This window comes from Herbaspirillum sp. CF444 (assembly GCF_000282135.1).
Classification (GTDB): domain Bacteria; phylum Pseudomonadota; class Gammaproteobacteria; order Burkholderiales; family Burkholderiaceae_D; genus Herbaspirillum.
This window is the reverse complement of sequence record NZ_AKJW01000111.1, coordinates 16,431-32,336: the sequence shown is the minus strand read 5'-3', so window position 1 is coordinate 32,336 and position 15,906 is coordinate 16,431. Positions and strand designations below refer to the sequence as shown.

Sequence of the window (15,906 nt, the reverse complement as noted above, 5' to 3'; positions counted from 1 at the left end):
GATCCAGTCATGAGTTCCACTTGTTCCATTTATCACTTTCAAACCGTCAAGCATATCGTCCACGGCCCCCATAGTCTCGACCAGCTGGCGGACAAGTTGGCGCTGCTCGACCGGCCGGTGCGTCGCATTGCCCTGATCACCCAGCCGGTCATGGAAAGAACCGGAGTAGTGGCGCGGGTTGTCGCCGCGCTGCGGGAAAAAGATGTGCAAACCCTGGTGGTGCGCGACGTGCGGCCTGAACCGACCATCGAGAACGTCGAGACCGTTTTCCGGGAACAGATCGCGCCGTTTGCGCCCGATGCGGTGCTATCCATCGGCGGCGGCAGCGTGCTGGATGCCGCCAAACTCTTTGCCGTGCGCATGACCAACCACCAGCCTCTGCGTGAATGGTTGGGCGTGGACCTGATTGCATCGCCCGGCGTGCCGCTGATTCTGGTGCCGACCACCTCCGGCACGGGCTCCGAAGTCACGCCCAACGCCATCGTGACCTTGCCCGATGAAGAGTTGAAGGTCGGCATCGTCAGCCGCCACCTGCTGCCGCAACTGGTGATACTCGACGCCGCTCTGACGCTCGATCTGCCCAAGCCGATTACGGCGGCGACCGGCATGGACGCCTTCATTCATGCCCTGGAATCGTATATCTCAACCAAGGCCAATCCGGTCAGCGACATGTTCGCGATGGAGTCCATGCGCCTGATCGGCGCCAACCTCATCGAGGCTTACGAAAATGGCCGCTCCTTGCCTGCACGCGAAGCCATGCTGATCGGTTCGATGTACGGCGGACTGGCGCTGACCGCCGCCGGGACGGCTGCCGTGCATGCGCTGGCTTATCCGTTGGGCGGCATGTTCAACATCACCCATGGCGTGGCCAATTCGATGCTGTTGCCGCATGTCATGGCTTTCAATCTGAATGCCATCGTCGGTCGTCTGTCCAACGTGGCGCATGCGCTCGGCATTGCCCGCCATGACGACAGCGACCAGGCCGCCGCCGACAAGCTGCTGGAGCGGCTGCGCGAATGGACCGCCGCACTTGATATCCCGCAGGATCTGCGGGCCTTCGGCGTGGCGGAAGAGAACCTCGATGCATTGGCGCTTGCTGCGTCGAAAGTCAAGCGCCTGCTCGGCAACAACCCGAAGCCGCTGAGCCTGGACGACATCAGGTCGATCTACCGGAGACTGCTGCCATGAATGCCCGCATGGCTCCGCGCGCGCGCCTGCTGATCATTGGCGACGATTTGTCCGGCACGGCCGACTGCGCGGCGACCTGCGTCAATTTCGGCCTCGACAGCATGGTGGTGCTGGGCGCGAGCGCAGGTGAATCGGCCGCTGCTATCGACGTGCTGGCGCTGGATACCGACTCTCGCCAGCGCACCGGCACGGAGGCGGCGCATCTGAACCGACACGCGTGGCGTACGTACGCAGGCGACCGCAAGCTTTACAAGAAAATCGACTCGACCCTGCGCGGCCATGTCGCCGCCGAGATTGCCGCCCTGGCGGACGCCGGCATGGCCATCGTCGCACCGGCTTTTCCACGGGCCGGCCGCACCACGAAGGAGGGGCGGCAGTTTGTTTTCGGCGTACCGGTCGAAGCGTCCGAAGTCTGGCGCAATGAACATATCGCAGGCAAGGCCGACATCGTCGCCATGCTCGCAGGCGCCGGATTGAAGGCCGCACTGATCCGCCTGGATGCCGTGCGCGAGGGCAGCGAAGCTTTGCGCGAAAAGCTGATCGCGTGTCTCGCCGGTCAATTTGAGGCCGTGGTCTGCGACAGCGAAACGGATGCCGACCTCGACTGCATCGCCGCGGCCTCGGCTGCGTTGCAGGGCGTGTTCTGGGTTGGCTCCGCGGGCCTGGCGACACCGCTCATCCGGATGCTAGATGGCGCTGCGCCGCTACGGCTGGTCGACGGTAAAAAGCGACATGCCATGCCGGTGCCGGCGGTAGCGTCTTCGCAAGGCATAGGCATCCTGGCCATCGTCGGCAGCATGTCCAGCATTTCCCACGGCCAGGCCCTCATCCTCAAGGAGCGCGGCGCCGATGCCATCGACATGTTTCAGTGCGATGCGCCGGCCCTGCTGGACCCGCAGTCGAGCAAGGCGCGCGCGCTTGCTGCGCGCGTGTCGGATGTCCTGCAGCGCGGCCGCAGCGCGCTGGTGGTGCTCAGCCAGTCGGAGCGGACCGGCGTGAGTGTGGGCGAGGGCGCCCGCCTGGCGCGCACGCTGGCCAGCCATCTCGGCCCCGTCGCCCGGCACGCCGCCGGGCTGATCGCCACGGGCGGAGAGACGGCGCGCGCCATGCTGTCGAACATGGGCGTGGACACCTTGAACATGGTGGACGAGATCGATACCGGCGTTCCCTTGATGGTTGCCGATCATCTGGGCCGCGTCTTGCCGGTCGTGACAAAAGCAGGCGGCTTCGGCCAGCCGGACACACTTTATCGCGCATGGCAAAAACTCAGGGCCATGCACCAGGCGGACGCGCAAGCGCCGCATCTATCCAGCAGAGAGGAAAATATGACATATCGTCCGGTTATCGGCATCACGATGGGTGATGCCGCCGGCGTGGGGCCGGAAATCATCATGAAGAGCCTGGCGCAACGCTCGGTCTACCAGGGATGCAGGCCTCTCGTCATCGGCGATGCCAATCGCCTTGTCGATGCCGGCCGCATCACCGGGGTAGCGTTGACGGTGCGGGCCATCTCCAACCCGGCCGAAGCGCGGTTCACCTACGGCGAGATCGACTGCATCGACCTCGGCCTGATTCCCGCGGATCTGCCCTACGGCAAGCTGTCGGCACTGGCCGGCAATGCCGCCTACCAATACATCGCCCGCACCGTCGAACTGACCTCGGCGGGCGAACTGGATGCGATCTGCACGGCGCCCCTGAACAAGGAAGCGCTGCATGCCGGCGGCCACATTTTCCCCGGACACACCGAAATCCTGGCGCATCTGACCGGCATTCCCGAAGTCTCGATGATGCTGGTGGCGCCCAAGCTGCGCGTGATCCACGTCACCACCCACATCGGCCTGATCGACGCCATCAACCGCATCGAACCCGGGTTGGTGCAGCGCACGATAGAGCGCGCACATGAAACCCTGGTGCGCTCGGGCATCGCTGCGCCGCGCATCGGCGTGTGCGGCATCAATCCGCATGCAGGCGAGAACGGCTTGTTCGGCTACGGCGAGGAGGAGCAAAAAATCATTCCGGCCATCAAGCTCTTGCAGGAGCGCGGCTGGGACGTGGAAGGGCCGTTGCCGGCGGACACCTTGTTCTACCGGGCCGGTCGCGGCGATTTCGACGTGGTGGTGGCCATGTATCACGACCAGGGACACGGCCCGGTGAAGGTGATGGGACTGGAAGCCGGGGTGAATGTCACGGTCGGCTTGCCGGTGATCCGGACCTCGGTCGACCACGGCACCGCATTCGATATTGCAGGAAAAGGAATCGCAGACGAAGGAAGCATGTTGGAAGCGCTGAAGCAGGCACAAGACCTCGCCACGCGCCACGCTGCCCTGGCAGCCTGACGGTATCCCGGCTGCCGCTCCGGAGTCGATCCGGGCGGGCGGCAGGGATGCGCAATATAACTTAAAACATTATCCGATCTTCGAGGATCGGGAGGAGAACACAATGAACCAGTTCGGTACGCTGGATACGGCCATTATCGTTGCAATGGTCGTGATCTATATCGTTGCGACATCATGGCTGAGCATACGACTGCGCGGCAAGACCACGGAGCAATTCATGGTCGCCGGCCGTTCGGCGCCCGCCGTCGTGATCGCCATCTTGCTGATGTCTGAATTCATCGGCGCCAAATCCACCATCGGCACTTCCCAGGAAGCATTCAAGGTCGGCATCGCGGCATCGTGGTCGGTGATTGCAGCATCGATCGGCTTCCTGCTGTTCGGTCTGTTCCTGGCCAAGCGCCTCTACAAATCCGGCGAGTTCACCATCTCCGGCTTCGTCGCCCAGAAATACGGGAAGACGGCCAAGCTGGTCGTGTCCGGCGTCATGATCTACGCGCTGTTCATCGTCAACGTCGGCAACTACGTCAGCGGCGCGGCGGCGATTTCAACGGTGCTCAAGATCAACTTGCCGACCGCGGCCGTGATCACCGCCATCGTCAGCACCATCTACTTCGCCTACGGCGGACTCAAGAGCGTGCTCTACGTCACCATTCTTCACAGCGGGATCAAAATTCTCGGCATCTGCATTCTGGTATGGGTGGCGCTCTCGATGACCGGCGGCATCTCCCCGATGATGGACGCCATGCCCCAGCATTACTTCACCTGGAACGGGGCGCTCAGCGGCGGCACCATCGGCGCCTGGATCATCGGCACCGCCGGCGCCATCTTTTCGACCCAGTTCATCATCCAGGCCATCTCGGGAGCCCGCTCGGCCGACGATGCGCGCAAATCCACCCTGATTGCCGCTGCCTTGTGCGTGCCCATCGCACTGGCTCTCGGCCTGCTGGGCGTGGCGGCTAAATTCCTGTTCCCCGACATCAAGGGGCTGTACGCCTTGCCCATCTTCCTGCAGCACATGCATCCGCTGTTGTCGGGCATCGTGACGGTGTCGCTGGTGGCATCGATCTTTGTGAGCGTGAGCACCGTCGCGCTGGCGATCGCCTCCCTGATCGTCAAGGACTTCTATGTGCCGCGCTACCATCCAACTCCGGAGCGCGAACTGCGCACCACGCGGCTCATCTCCGTGGCGGTCGGTTTCGTGCCGTTGATCTTCGTGCTGTTCGTGCCGCAGATCCTCGCGCTCTCCTTCTTCACGCGCGCGCTGCGCCTGACCGTTACCGTGGTCGCGCTGATGGGGATCTATCTGCCGTTCTTCAACAGCAACCGCGGTGCGATCTCGGGGCTGGTGCTGGCGACCGTCGCCACCACCGCCTGGTATCTGCTGGACAACCCCTGGGGCATCGACAATATGTACATCGCGCTCATCACGCCGGCCATCGTCATGGTTGTCGAGAAATTGATTTTTCCCGGCAAGCCGACGGCGGGCGCCGACAACGCGCAGATCGCTCCCGCTGACTTGCAGGGACAGCCGCGGCAGCAACACTGACGCAAGTTACAACACCTCAGGATGACAAAATGACGCATTCCGCTATTCAATCTCTCACGCCGTCCGTGCCAGAGGCCGGTGTGTCGGGACAGCTCCGTCGTGCGGCAGGAGACGCCGCCCGGCTCGATGCCCATCTGCCTGCGCTCACCGTGCAGAATCACGCCGCGAATCTGGCCTCGCTATCCAACGGCGATCTGCTGTGCGCGTGGTTCGGCGGCACCCAGGAGGGTATTCCCGACATTTCCATCTATCTGTCGCGGCTGCGTGTTGGCAGCGATACCTGGTCGGCGCCGGTACGCCTGTCGGACGACGCCACGCGCTCGGAACAAAACCCGGTGCTGTTTGAAACGCCGGAAGGCGCGCTCTGGCTGATCTATACCGCGCAATTGTCCGGTCACCAGAATACGTCCATCGTCCGTCGCCGCATTTCGCAGGACCAGGGCCAGACCTGGGGACCGGTGGAAACGCTGTTCGACAAACCCGGTACCTTCGTCCGCCAGCCCATCGTGGTCACTGGCGACGGCGCCTGGTTATGTCCGGTATTCATGTGTCGCGTGGCCGCCGGCGAGCGCTGGTCGGGCAATGACGACATCAGCGTCGTCATGCGTTCGACCGACCGGGGAAGCAGTTGGTCTGCCCATGAAGTTCCCGGCAGCGTGGGTTGCGTGCACATGAACATTCAAGCGCTGAAGAGTGGCGGCTTCCTCGCGTTGTACCGCAGCCGCTGGGCCGATCACATCTATTCCAGCCGTTCCGATGACGGCGTGACCTGGAGCGAGCCGCATCCGCTGGCGTTGCCGAACAATAATTCCTCGATCCAGTTTCTGGCGTTGGCCAACGGCCACCTGGGCCTGGTGTTCAATAACAGCAGCGCGGCCCAGAGCACCGGGCGCCGCGCGTCCCTGTATGACGACATCGAGGATTCGGAAGACAGCGGCGAACTGGCATCGCAGTCGGCATCGCATCGCGGCACCGCTTTCTGGGGCGCTCCGCGTGCGCCGATGACCCTGGCCATTTCCTGCGACGGCGGCCACACCTGGCCGGCGATGCGCAACCTGGAAGTCGGCGACGGCTACTGCATGACCAACAATTCGGCCGACAAGCGCAACCGCGAGTTTTCTTATCCATCGATCGTGCAATCGGATGACGGCAAGCTGCACATCGCTTACACCTACTTCCGGCAGAACATCAAGTACGTGTGCGTGGAAGAGGACTGGGTGACGCAAGGCAGGGAAGCGGCCGCCTGAATCAAGACAACTATACCGGGAGACAACATGGAAAAAATCAACATCACGCGCAGGGAAGCCATTGTGGCGCTGGGTACGGGCATCGCTAGCGCCGGATTGGCAACGCAAGCCGCCGCCGCCGAAACCGGCTCGCTGGAAGCGGCGGTCGAGGCGCTGCGGCGCGCACTGGAGGACGGCGACGGCGCGGTCCTCAAGAACATCCTGCATGACCATCTGACGTACTCGCACTCCGACGGACGCGTGTGGAGCAAGGAAGTCTTGCTGGGCAACATCGCCGGCAAGAAGCGCTACCTGTCGATCGCCACCTCCGAACAGACCGTCGATGTGCTCGGCCAGACCGGCATCGTGCGGCATACCTACGATGTCGTGAACAACGACGACAAGAAGAGCGCCAGCCACATCAAGGTCTTGATGTGCTGGACCAGGCCGGACAACGCCTGGCAGTTGCTGGCGCGCAGCGGTACGACCGCTTCCGCCTGAACGTGCATTCGCCCTGGCGATGCCGCGCAAGGGCAGGTATCGGGGGTGGAAAATGGGTATACTCGATGACCACCGGAATTCCCGCGTGCGCCGACCGCGATGCGGGCGGCGTTGATAACCATTTCCCCTTCAAACTATGAAAGTTTCCCGTCGTCGCGAGGCCATGGTACAGGCTGTTCTGTCCGGCATGACGGAAGTGGGCGCCTTGTGCGAGCACTTCGGCATGTCGGAAGTCACGGTGCGCCGGGACCTGCGCGCCTTGGCCGACGAAGGGCTCATTTTGCGCACCTACGGCGGCGCCGCCTCGGTCAGCGTGCACGCTCCGGAAGAATCGCTCGAACAACGCAGCCACAGTTTCCAGGCGGAGAAGGATGCCATCGGCCGGGCGGCCGCGGCGCATGTCGCCGCGGGCGACACGGTCTTTCTCGATGCCGGCACCACCACCGCGGCGCTGGCCAAGGTGCTGGCCGGCAGGCAGGATATCAGGGTCATCACCAACAACCTGCTGGTGGTGCAGGCCCTGGCGGGAAGCCATGTCGGCGTGACGCTGATCGGCGGCGATGTCCGCGAATCCAGCATGAGCACCTTCGGTCCCATCGCACAGCTGGCGCTGAGCCGGGTCACCTTCGACAAGGCGTTTTTAGGCGCGGACGGCGTGGTGGCCGGCCGCGGACTTTGCGAAGCGACCGTCGACCAGGCTTTTCTGAAAGAATGCATCATTCGCCAGGCGGCCAATGTATTTGTGCTGGTAACGTCAGACAAGTTGAACCGGGATAGCCAGCAGCATTGGACGCCTGTCGAGAAGCCATGGACGCTCATCACCAATGCTCTGGCCGGGCACGCCGGCTTGCATACGTTTGCGGAAATCGCGGGTGTGCATATCGAGTCGGTCGATTGTTCGACTCAGCCGCGCAACTAGGGCCTGCCTGTGCGATCGCACCGGTCACGGTGTTCCCCTGTGTGCGTTTATTCATTCCTCATCGGGGGAGGGATTGCGATGGCATTTGATTTGACGTCCGTTCCCGGCCGTAGCGGTCATCTGCCAGCGCTCACTTGCAGCCGGTCTCTCATTCCTCAATTGAACGAATAACCCTGGCCGGATTTCCTCCGACCAACGTATTCGGGGGAACATCCCTGGTAACGACCGAGCCCGCCGCGACGACAGAATTCTCACCCACTGTTACTCCGCCGATGATAGTTGCGCCTGCTGCGATCCACACGTTCTTCTCAATCACGATGGGTTTTCCGATGGTGACGGCGCGTCGCTGCGAGGGCTCAAGGGGATGGCCGGCCGTGATGATGCTCACGTTCGGACCAATCATCACATCGTCTGCGATGTCGAGGCCGCCGAGGTCATAGAAAGTACAATTCTGATTGACGAAGACATTCCGCCCCACGCGGATTTCGTCCCCTCCGGCGGTATAAAACGGAGGAATCAGTAAAAAGCTCTCATCAACCTTTCTACCGATAAGCTGGCTGAACAAGACTCGAATTTCGTCCGCATCGTTGAACGTCAAGCGATTAAGCGCTGCGGTGATCGCCATCGCGCGTTTGACGTTTTCCACCATGGCCGCTGATTCCGGCGTTCTCCTGTGAATTATCCTGGTGCGATCGTTATGCGGCATTCGTTATTGTCCTCGTGTTGCGGTTGCATGTGTGTTTAGGGCGCGATGGCTGTGCCGAGATCTGCTGAGTCCAATCACCAAGAGCAAGAGACATGAACGTATTCATGTTGCCAAACCCAATCCAATTGGGATTGATAACCGACGACCGCTCCTGGCCGGTTGCGGAAATTGAGACTCTGGTGCACTGGATCCTGCATCAAGTTTCATCGGTTTTGAAATACGTAAATTCGCAAATGTGATTATTCTTAGGCAGGCTACTTTCAGAGACGACAAAGTCTCCTAGGTAAAGGCAGGGCTCTTATCTAATATATCCGCCGTTCTTCAGGAAGAGTTATGCGGATATCACTCATGTTTTCACTTAAGCCCAGAAGAGCGAAATGGGCTAACGAATCGTGACGCAAGTCAATTGCGTCACTCGCTGTTTTTATAAAAAGAGCCAGCGCGTTTAGTTTATACAATTTACTTGACACGATATTTTGTTGGAACGATACTAAAACCCATATTAATTTTGTGACTATAGAAGTTACGAAATTTTCACTCTGTTTTTCGGCAGCAATATTGCTGCATAAATAGTGGCTATACAGCCTTCGATCTGCGCGTTAGCGCATCGAAGGCTTTTTTTTTTCAAATTCACGGTTGTAGCAGCAGTACTGCTGCTTTACATATACCGGGCTATAAAGCCCCCGCTTTGCGCATGCGCGCATTCGGGGGCTTTTTTTTGCGTTAAAGGCGGGCTATGGCAGGGCATGGAAAAAAAATTGAGACAGTAAAAATCGCTTGCATACAAATGGAGCCGCATATCGGCGACGTCTCCGGCAACCGGGCGGCGGGCATCCGGCTGATTGAAGCGGCGGCGCACCAAGGCGCCAAGGTGATCGTGCTGCCGGAGCTATCCAATTCCGGCTACGTCTTCAACAGCACTGAAGAAGCGTTCGGTCTGGCTGAAGAGGTGCCGGACGGGGCATCTTGCCAAGAGTGGATTGCCGTGGCGCAGCGTCTCGGCTTGCATATCGTGGCAGGCATCGCTGAGCGTGAAGGAGGGGTGCTCTACAACAGCGCAGTGATGATCGGGCCGGATGGCTACATCGGGAAATATCGCAAGCTGCATCTCTGGAACCAGGAAAACGTTCATTTTTCGCCCGGGAATCTCGGCGTGCCGGTGTTCAATACGCCGTATGGGCGCATCGCTATGGCGATCTGTTATGACGGCTGGTTTCCCGAGGTTTATCGGCTTGCTGCGCTGCAAGGGGCGCAGCTTGTTTGCGTGCCCACCAACTGGGTGCCGATGCCGAGCCAGCCCGCCACGCGCGATCCCATGGCGGTCACACTGACCATGGCGGCGGCGCACGCCAATTCCCTCTTCATTGCCTGTGCCGATCGTGTCGGCATCGAACGCGGTCAGGAATTCGTTGGCCGAAGTCTCATCACCGATTGCAGCGGCTGGCCGGTGGCCGGGCCCGCCAGCGCTACGCAGGAAGAAATCATCTACGCAGAAATCCGGCTGGCCGATGCGCACGAGCAGCGCCGTCTGAACAAATTCAATCAACTTTTACAAGATCGGCGCAACGATGTCTATGGCAGTTATGACATTGCTGACGCGACAGTAGCCGCCGCCGAAGTGTTGAAAAAGACATTCGGAAAATGAATGTCGGGGCGAGGCGGGATGGTGGGGACGGAAGTGGTTTGAAGCGGTAGCGAACAGGGAGTTCTTTCATTTTCAATCATGGGGAAAACAATGAAAAGTTTCATGAAGAAAAAATCGGCAGGGATGGTGCCGGCAACAATTATGGCCGCAATGGTAGCTGGATTTGCATCACCGGCGAACGCACAAAGCAACGTGACGATCTATGGCAATCTCGACACCGCCATCGGCAAGACCAGCAACGGCGCCGTGACCATGGGGCCGGGTTATTTCAACTGGCTTGGCTTCAAAGGCACGGAACAACTCGATGGCGACCTGAAAGCCGTGTTCAATCTGCAGATGCGTTTCAATCCCGACACGGGTGGCTTGTCCAATCCAGGTACCTTCTGGCAAGGTGAGTCTACCGTCGGCCTGCAAAGCGCCACGTTCGGGACGGTGCGTCTCGGTCGGGCGATGACGCCGATGTGGAATTCGCTCTGGTTGTTCGAGCCGTGGGCCAATGGCGCGACTTTTGCTACGTTGTCGGGATACCAGACGGGTAGCTACAGCAGCGATGGGGTGACCGACACGGCGCAGAATTTCGCGACGTTTGCGCGCATCAATAACGGCGTCTTTTACGATTCGCCGAGTTGGTCCGGCATCCACTTTTCTGCCGCGGGCGAGGCGGAACTGGCGCAGGGCGCGCGTGCGCGCAACAAGGGCCTGTCATTGAATTATGACGGCGGAGCGTTGACGGCGATGGTGTCGTACGAAAAAAATCATCAGTACGATGAAATTACCTATGCGGGAGCCACGTATGTGCTGGGAGGACTCAAGGTGTTCGGCAGCTATGCGCATACCAAAGTCTTGAACGTAAAGCCGGAAAGCCTATATCTGTTGGCCGCGACCTATGCCCTCAATGCCAGCGATTCGCTGCGCGCTGGCCATGGTCGTAACAGCGGACTGCGCAGCCACAAGACCAGTCTGGGTTACGTACATGCTTTCTCGAAGCGCACCAGCGTGTATGCCGACGTGTGGAATGAACACATCACCACCGGCGTCAATGGCTACGTAGTTGGCATCAGTCATTCGTTTTAAGGCCGGCAAAAAACGATCGGTACGGCAATCAATGTTCAACGCTGCTTGCGTCACATGCGCAAGAGGGCGTTCAATGAAATCATCTTAGGGAGTTACATCATGTTCAAGCACATTCAGCTTCACACCCAACTGCATACCCTTGCCCTGGCTATCGCCTGTCTGGCGGCAGGCGCCCCGGCGCTGGCGGCGGACCCCATCAAGATCGGCGTGCCGATCGGCTTGTCCGGCGCCAACAGCGTGGTGGCACCGGGCGTGGTGCAGTCAGCGCAATTGGCGGTCGATGAAATCAATGCTGCCGGCGGCGTGCTCGGTCGCAAATTGCAACTGGAAATCGCCGATGACGGCTCCGGTGCCGTCGGTGCACAAAAGGCCTTCGATTCCCTGGTGTTTCAAAAGAAGGTCGATGTGGTGATCTCGATGGAAACCAGCGCTGCCCGCAACGCCGGCCTGCCTATCGTCAACCGCGGCAAGGTGCCCTACATCTACACCTCGTTCTATGAAGGGCATTCGTGTAGCCCCTGGTTGTTCGTCAATGCCTGGGTGCCGGAGCAGCAGGTGCCGCCGGTGGTCGACTACTTCATGCACTACAAGAAGGCGCAAAATTTCTTCCTGGTCGGTAGCGATTATTCCTTCGGTCGCGGCATGCTGGCGTTCACCCGCAAGTTCATTGAAAGCCAGGGCGGCAAAGTGGTTGGCGAAGAATACCTGCCGATGGACGGCACCGACTGGACCGCGATCCTCAGCAAGCTGCGCGCCAGCAAGGCCGATGCGCTGATCACCTCGACTGCGGGCGGCGCACCGAACGTGTCCCTGACCAAACAATTGCGCGCCACCGGCCTGAACATGCTGTATGGCAATCTCGCAGTGGATGAAGGCACTGCCAAGAGCATGGGGGCGGACGGCCAGGGCTTGTATATCTCGGCGTCCTACGTCACTGGCATCGACAGCCCGCAAAACAAGAAATACCTGGGCGATATCGCCAAGAAGTTCGGCAATGACCTGAAGGTGCCCAATGACTTGTCCGTGCCGCAATACGAAGCCATCTACCTATACAAGGCTGCGGTCGAAAAGGCCGGCGGCACCCAAGCCGACAAGGTGCGCCAAGCGCTTAGCGAAGTGTCTTATGACGGTCCGCGCGGCCACGTACAAATGTCCAAACAGCATCACGCTCCGTTGAATATGTATCTCGGCCAAGTTCAGGCAGACGGCGGCGTCAAGGTGATCCAGAACTTCAAGAATGTCAGCCCTGGCGAGCAATGCCCCGGTAATTAAAACGGTGCAGACAGCATGGTGGTGAACTACCTTCGCACACCGGCCTGGCCGGTTGTGCGGCGGCAAGCAAGTATAAGGAGGAGAGATGTCGTTGTTTTTGGATATTGTGAGTTCGGCCGCGATCTTGTATCTGGTGGCGGCGGGACTGCTGATGATCTTCGGCGTGATGAAGATCATCAATTTTGCGCATGGTGCCTTTTTGACGATCGGCGCCTATGCCAGCCTGGTGGTCACCCAATTGGGATTGAACCCATGGCTGGCGCTACCGGCGGCGATGGCTACCGGCTGGGTGTTCGGCATGGCGATCGAATATTGCATCGTGCGGCCCTTGTATGCGCGACCGCTGGATGCAATTCTGGCGACCTGGGGACTGGGGATCGTCATTGCCCAAGTCATCACATTGGTGTTCGGCCGCGAAGGGCAGTTCGTCAACAGTCCGCTGTCCGGGCCGCTTGATGTTTTCGGTACCGATTATTCCGCCTACCGGTTGCTGCTGATCGCGTTGGCGGCGATTCTGGCGCTGGCCATGAGTCTGCTGTTGACCAAAACGCGCTTCGGCCTGGTCACCCGCGCCGTGATCATGAATGAAGAACTGGCGCGTGGACTCGGCATCCATTCGGGCCGCGTGCGTTTCTTCACGTTCAGCCTGGGGGCGGCACTGGGCTGCCTGGCAGGCACGCTGATTACGCCGCTCTCGGGCGTTGATCCGAATATGGGCATCCCTTGGCTCATCAATGCCTTCATGCTCGTGATGGTGGCGGGTTCTTCCATGTTCGGTCTGGCGGCGGCGGCGTTGTTGTTCGGCGGCATCCAGATTTTGTTGAGTACTTTCGTCAGTCCGGTACTGGGCGGGATCGCCATCGTGCTGTTGTCGGCGATCACGTTGCGTATTCGTCCCAAGGGGTTTTCTCATGATTAACGCTTCTTCCATGCGCCAGACCGAGGCCAGCAAGTCGTTGCTGCCGGTGGCCGGCGTCGCCATTGCTGCGCTGGTGCTGGTGGCAGTGATGCCGTCCTTGCTGGACACCTATCTGCTCAACATTCTGATACGCGCCTTTTGCTTTGCCATGGTGGCTCTGACGGTCGACATTCTGTGGGGCTATACCGGCGTGCTGACCTTCGGCCAATCGGCGTTCTTCGGCATCGGCGCTTATGCCGCCGGCCTCGTGTTTACTCACATGGGCTTCAGCCCTACCCACGCCTGGCTGGCACTGGGCATCGCTGTGGCTGGCGCCGCCGCCGTTGCGGTGCTGGTCGGCTGGCTGTCGTTTTACCAGGGAGCCACGCCGCTGTATGCCTCGGTGATCTCGCTGGTGTTGCCAATCGTGATGACGCAGTTGCTGTTTTCGGGTGGCACCTTCACCGGATCGAGTTCGGGGCTGACCGGCTACACCATGATCGACCTGTCGCTGGAAGCCTGGTTCTGGATCGCCGGCGTGACGCTGGTGCTGGTCACCGCCGCGGCCTGGGTGTTCGTGCATAGCGACGCCGGCAAGATCCTCATCGGCATTCGCGACAATGAATCACGTTGCGAATACCTAGGCATCAATCCATCACTGGTGAAGATCGGTTTGTTGGCGGTTACGGCCGTGGTCGCCAGCGTGGCCGGTTTCGGCTACGCCTCGTTCAGCGGCGTGGTCGCTCCGGAACTCTCGGGCTTTGTGTTCGGCACCGAAATCATCATCTGGGTTGCGCTCGGTGGACGCGGCACGCTGATCGGGCCGGTGCTCGGCGCCATCTTCATCGAAACTACCAGCGCCTACCTGAGTGGCAGCCTGCCATTTTTGTGGAAGTTGCTGGTCGGCGTCGGTTTCGTGCTGGTCATCATCCTGTTGCCGCAAGGGCTCATGCCGCTGGCGCTTCGACTGCGCCGGTTCTTGCCGCGCCGCCTGGCCGGTGGCGTCAATGCGATGGCGCCGACATTGCTGGAAGCGCCCGGGCAGAAACCCCACGGCATCGATCGCTCCACCCCGGCCATGCGGCTCGAGCATGTCGCCAAGAATTTCGGCAGCCTGAAGGTGCTGGAGGGCATCGACATCGTGGCCTATCCCGGTGAGCTGGTCAGTCTGGTGGGCCCCAACGGCGCCGGCAAAACCACCCTGATGCGTTGCATGAGCGATGGCGCAGAGAGAACTTCCGGCATCATCAGGATCAATGAACATGATATCCGCCGATTGCCTGCCTACCGCTGCGTGGGATTCGGTATCGGCAGGAAATTCCAGACCGCCAACGTGTTTGAATCGCTGACGGTGGCCGAATGCCTGCGTATCGCCAGGGCCAAAGTCGAGCGGCCGTCGTTGCTGCGGCAAAAAAACACGCTGTCGCTGCCGTCGTATGCACTGGCGGTGTTGCGCGCCACCGAACTGGATCGCAAGCTTGATCAGGTCTGTCGCAATTTGTCGCACGGAGAACAGCAGGCGCTGGAACTGGCCATGGTGCTGGCGCTAGAACCGCGCGTGATCTTGCTCGACGAGCCAACGGCGGGCCTGACCAAGGCCGAACGTACGAAGATCGGCCATATTCTTATCGAGCTGTCGCGCGACTACGGTCTGTGCTGTCTGCTGGTGGAACACGATCTAGATTTTGTGTGCGAGATATCGTCGCGCGTGGTGGTTCTTCATCAAGGCAAGATCGTCATGCAGGGCACCGTGGAAGAAGTGGTGGAATCCGAGCTGGTGCAATCGGTGTACGCAGGCAACGCGACGCCGGTATCCCATCCCTTGCAGCCGGCAACAGTATCGAAAGGAGCTACGGCATGAGCGAAGCAGCATTGACCCTGACCGACATCTCGAGCGGCTACCAGGACTCTATCGTCGTCAGAAACGTGTCCTTGTCGGTTCGTCCCGGCGAAATCGTCGCGCTGGTAGGCAAGAACGGCATGGGGAAAACCACGCTGCTCAAGTCCATCATGGGATATTTGCCCAAGCACAGCGGGTCGGTGCGCCTGTTCGGCAAAGACGTCACCAAACAGGCCGCGCATCGGGTGGCGCGCAGCAACATTGCCTACGCGCCGCAGTCGAGATCGCTGTTCCATGATCTGAACATCCGCGACAACCTGCGCTTGGGGCTATCGCAAGACAAACTCTTCGACGAACGCTTCGCCGAAGTGGAGGACTTGTTTCCTTTCCTTAAGGGCCGCATGGCGCAACGGGCCGGCACCTTGTCCGGCGGCGAACAAAAGATGTTGCTCATTGCCCGTGCTCTGATGGTGCGTCCGGCGCTGATCCTGATCGACGAAGTGACCGAGGGCATGCAGCCATCGGTGATTGATCGGGTCGCCACTGCCTTGCTGCATCAACGCAAGACGCATGGCACCTCGATACTTTTCGTGGAACAAAATGTGCCGTTTGCGGTTGCCGTCGCCGATCGTTACACGGTGCTCAAGCTCGGCGAAATCGTTGAAACCGGCGACACCGCCGGTGCCGACTGCCAGCGCGATATCATGCGTCATCTGAGCGTATGAAGCGGCTTCTTATCCAGGCACATCGAAAGG

Annotated in this window: 13 protein-coding genes; 12 read left to right on the top strand and 1 reads right to left on the bottom strand. The window is 60.2% G+C overall.

Annotation, left to right across the window (positions count from 1 at the left end):
* The first annotated feature begins 9 nt into the window (after positions 1–9).
* From PMI16_RS22815 to PMI16_RS22790, 6 genes are all read left to right on the top strand, one after another.
* A complete protein-coding gene (locus tag PMI16_RS22815) occupies positions 10–1,188 on the top strand; it encodes an iron-containing alcohol dehydrogenase (protein WP_007884030.1) in 1,179 nt (392 codons plus the stop codon).
* A complete protein-coding gene (gene pdxA / locus PMI16_RS25525) occupies positions 1,185–3,524 on the top strand; it encodes a 4-hydroxythreonine-4-phosphate dehydrogenase PdxA (protein WP_007884029.1) in 2,340 nt (779 codons plus the stop codon). Before PMI16_RS22815 ends, pdxA begins: the two co-directional genes overlap by 4 nt.
* A 103-nt stretch (positions 3,525–3,627) precedes the next feature.
* On the top strand, positions 3,628–5,070 hold the full coding sequence (locus PMI16_RS22805) for a sodium:solute symporter family protein (RefSeq protein WP_007884027.1): 1,443 nt from the start codon (positions 3,628–3,630) through the stop codon (positions 5,068–5,070).
* A gap of 29 nt (positions 5,071–5,099) precedes the next feature.
* On the top strand, positions 5,100–6,317 hold the full coding sequence (locus PMI16_RS22800; protein ID WP_007884025.1) for a sialidase family protein: 1,218 nt from the start codon (positions 5,100–5,102) through the stop codon (positions 6,315–6,317).
* Between the two features lie 27 nt (positions 6,318–6,344).
* Complete coding sequence (locus PMI16_RS22795; protein ID WP_007884023.1) at positions 6,345–6,797, top strand: nuclear transport factor 2 family protein; 453 nt, start codon at positions 6,345–6,347, stop codon at positions 6,795–6,797.
* A gap of 136 nt (positions 6,798–6,933) precedes the next feature.
* The gene (locus PMI16_RS22790) at positions 6,934–7,716 is read left to right on the top strand and encodes a DeoR/GlpR family DNA-binding transcription regulator (protein ID WP_034381943.1); all 783 of its coding nucleotides are present in this window, start codon (positions 6,934–6,936) and stop codon (positions 7,714–7,716) included.
* 148 nt (positions 7,717–7,864) lie between these two features.
* Here PMI16_RS22790 and PMI16_RS22785 read toward each other — a convergent pair whose 3' ends face one another.
* Entirely contained in the window at positions 7,865–8,422 is a 558-nt protein-coding gene (locus tag PMI16_RS22785) for a sugar O-acetyltransferase (RefSeq protein WP_007884020.1), read from the bottom strand.
* A gap of 736 nt (positions 8,423–9,158) precedes the next feature.
* On the opposite strand from PMI16_RS22785, the gene PMI16_RS22780 reads away from it, so the two are divergent.
* From PMI16_RS22780 to PMI16_RS22755, 6 genes are all read left to right on the top strand, one after another.
* Positions 9,159–10,067 carry a nitrilase family protein gene (locus tag PMI16_RS22780; RefSeq protein ID WP_081493460.1) on the top strand — a complete coding sequence of 303 codons (909 nt, stop codon included), beginning with the start codon at positions 9,159–9,161 and terminating at the stop codon, positions 10,065–10,067.
* A 102-nt stretch (positions 10,068–10,169) separates the two neighbouring features.
* Entirely contained in the window at positions 10,170–11,141 is a 972-nt protein-coding gene (locus PMI16_RS22775; RefSeq protein WP_237719930.1) for a porin, read from the top strand.
* 99 nt (positions 11,142–11,240) lie between these two features.
* A complete protein-coding gene (locus tag PMI16_RS22770; protein ID WP_007884015.1) occupies positions 11,241–12,413 on the top strand; it encodes a substrate-binding protein in 1,173 nt (390 codons plus the stop codon).
* 85 nt (positions 12,414–12,498) lie between these two features.
* Positions 12,499–13,332: a branched-chain amino acid ABC transporter permease gene (locus tag PMI16_RS22765; protein WP_007884014.1), complete on the top strand. Its 834-nt coding sequence runs from the start codon at positions 12,499–12,501 to the stop codon at positions 13,330–13,332.
* On the top strand, positions 13,325–15,172 hold the full coding sequence (locus tag PMI16_RS22760) for a branched-chain amino acid ABC transporter ATP-binding protein/permease (RefSeq protein ID WP_007884012.1): 1,848 nt from the start codon (positions 13,325–13,327) through the stop codon (positions 15,170–15,172). The genes PMI16_RS22765 and PMI16_RS22760 overlap by 8 nt, the downstream gene beginning before the upstream one ends.
* Positions 15,169–15,876 carry an ABC transporter ATP-binding protein gene (locus tag PMI16_RS22755; protein WP_007884008.1) on the top strand — a complete coding sequence of 236 codons (708 nt, stop codon included), beginning with the start codon at positions 15,169–15,171 and terminating at the stop codon, positions 15,874–15,876. The genes PMI16_RS22760 and PMI16_RS22755 overlap by 4 nt, the downstream gene beginning before the upstream one ends.
* Positions 15,877–15,906 lie beyond the last annotated feature (30 nt).

Excerpts from the sequence above, each read along its gene's own strand:
- PMI16_RS22815 (WP_007884030.1), top strand. The coding sequence starts at position 10 with ATGAGTTCCACTTGTTCCATTTATCACTTTCAAACCGTCAAGCATATC.
- pdxA (WP_007884029.1), top strand. The coding sequence starts at position 1,185 with ATGAATGCCCGCATGGCTCCGCGCGCGCGCCTGCTGATCATTGGCGAC.
- PMI16_RS22805 (WP_007884027.1), top strand. The coding sequence starts at position 3,628 with ATGAACCAGTTCGGTACGCTGGATACGGCCATTATCGTTGCAATGGTC.
- PMI16_RS22800 (WP_007884025.1), top strand. The coding sequence starts at position 5,100 with ATGACGCATTCCGCTATTCAATCTCTCACGCCGTCCGTGCCAGAGGCC.
- PMI16_RS22795 (WP_007884023.1), top strand. The coding sequence starts at position 6,345 with ATGGAAAAAATCAACATCACGCGCAGGGAAGCCATTGTGGCGCTGGGT.
- PMI16_RS22790 (WP_034381943.1), top strand. The coding sequence starts at position 6,934 with ATGAAAGTTTCCCGTCGTCGCGAGGCCATGGTACAGGCTGTTCTGTCC.
- PMI16_RS22785 (WP_007884020.1), bottom strand. The coding sequence starts at position 8,422 with ATGCCGCATAACGATCGCACCAGGATAATTCACAGGAGAACGCCGGAA.
- PMI16_RS22780 (WP_081493460.1), top strand. The coding sequence starts at position 9,159 with ATGGCAGGGCATGGAAAAAAAATTGAGACAGTAAAAATCGCTTGCATA.
- PMI16_RS22775 (WP_237719930.1), top strand. The coding sequence starts at position 10,170 with ATGAAGAAAAAATCGGCAGGGATGGTGCCGGCAACAATTATGGCCGCA.
- PMI16_RS22770 (WP_007884015.1), top strand. The coding sequence starts at position 11,241 with ATGTTCAAGCACATTCAGCTTCACACCCAACTGCATACCCTTGCCCTG.
- PMI16_RS22765 (WP_007884014.1), top strand. The coding sequence starts at position 12,499 with ATGTCGTTGTTTTTGGATATTGTGAGTTCGGCCGCGATCTTGTATCTG.
- PMI16_RS22760 (WP_007884012.1), top strand. The coding sequence starts at position 13,325 with ATGATTAACGCTTCTTCCATGCGCCAGACCGAGGCCAGCAAGTCGTTG.
- PMI16_RS22755 (WP_007884008.1), top strand. The coding sequence starts at position 15,169 with ATGAGCGAAGCAGCATTGACCCTGACCGACATCTCGAGCGGCTACCAG.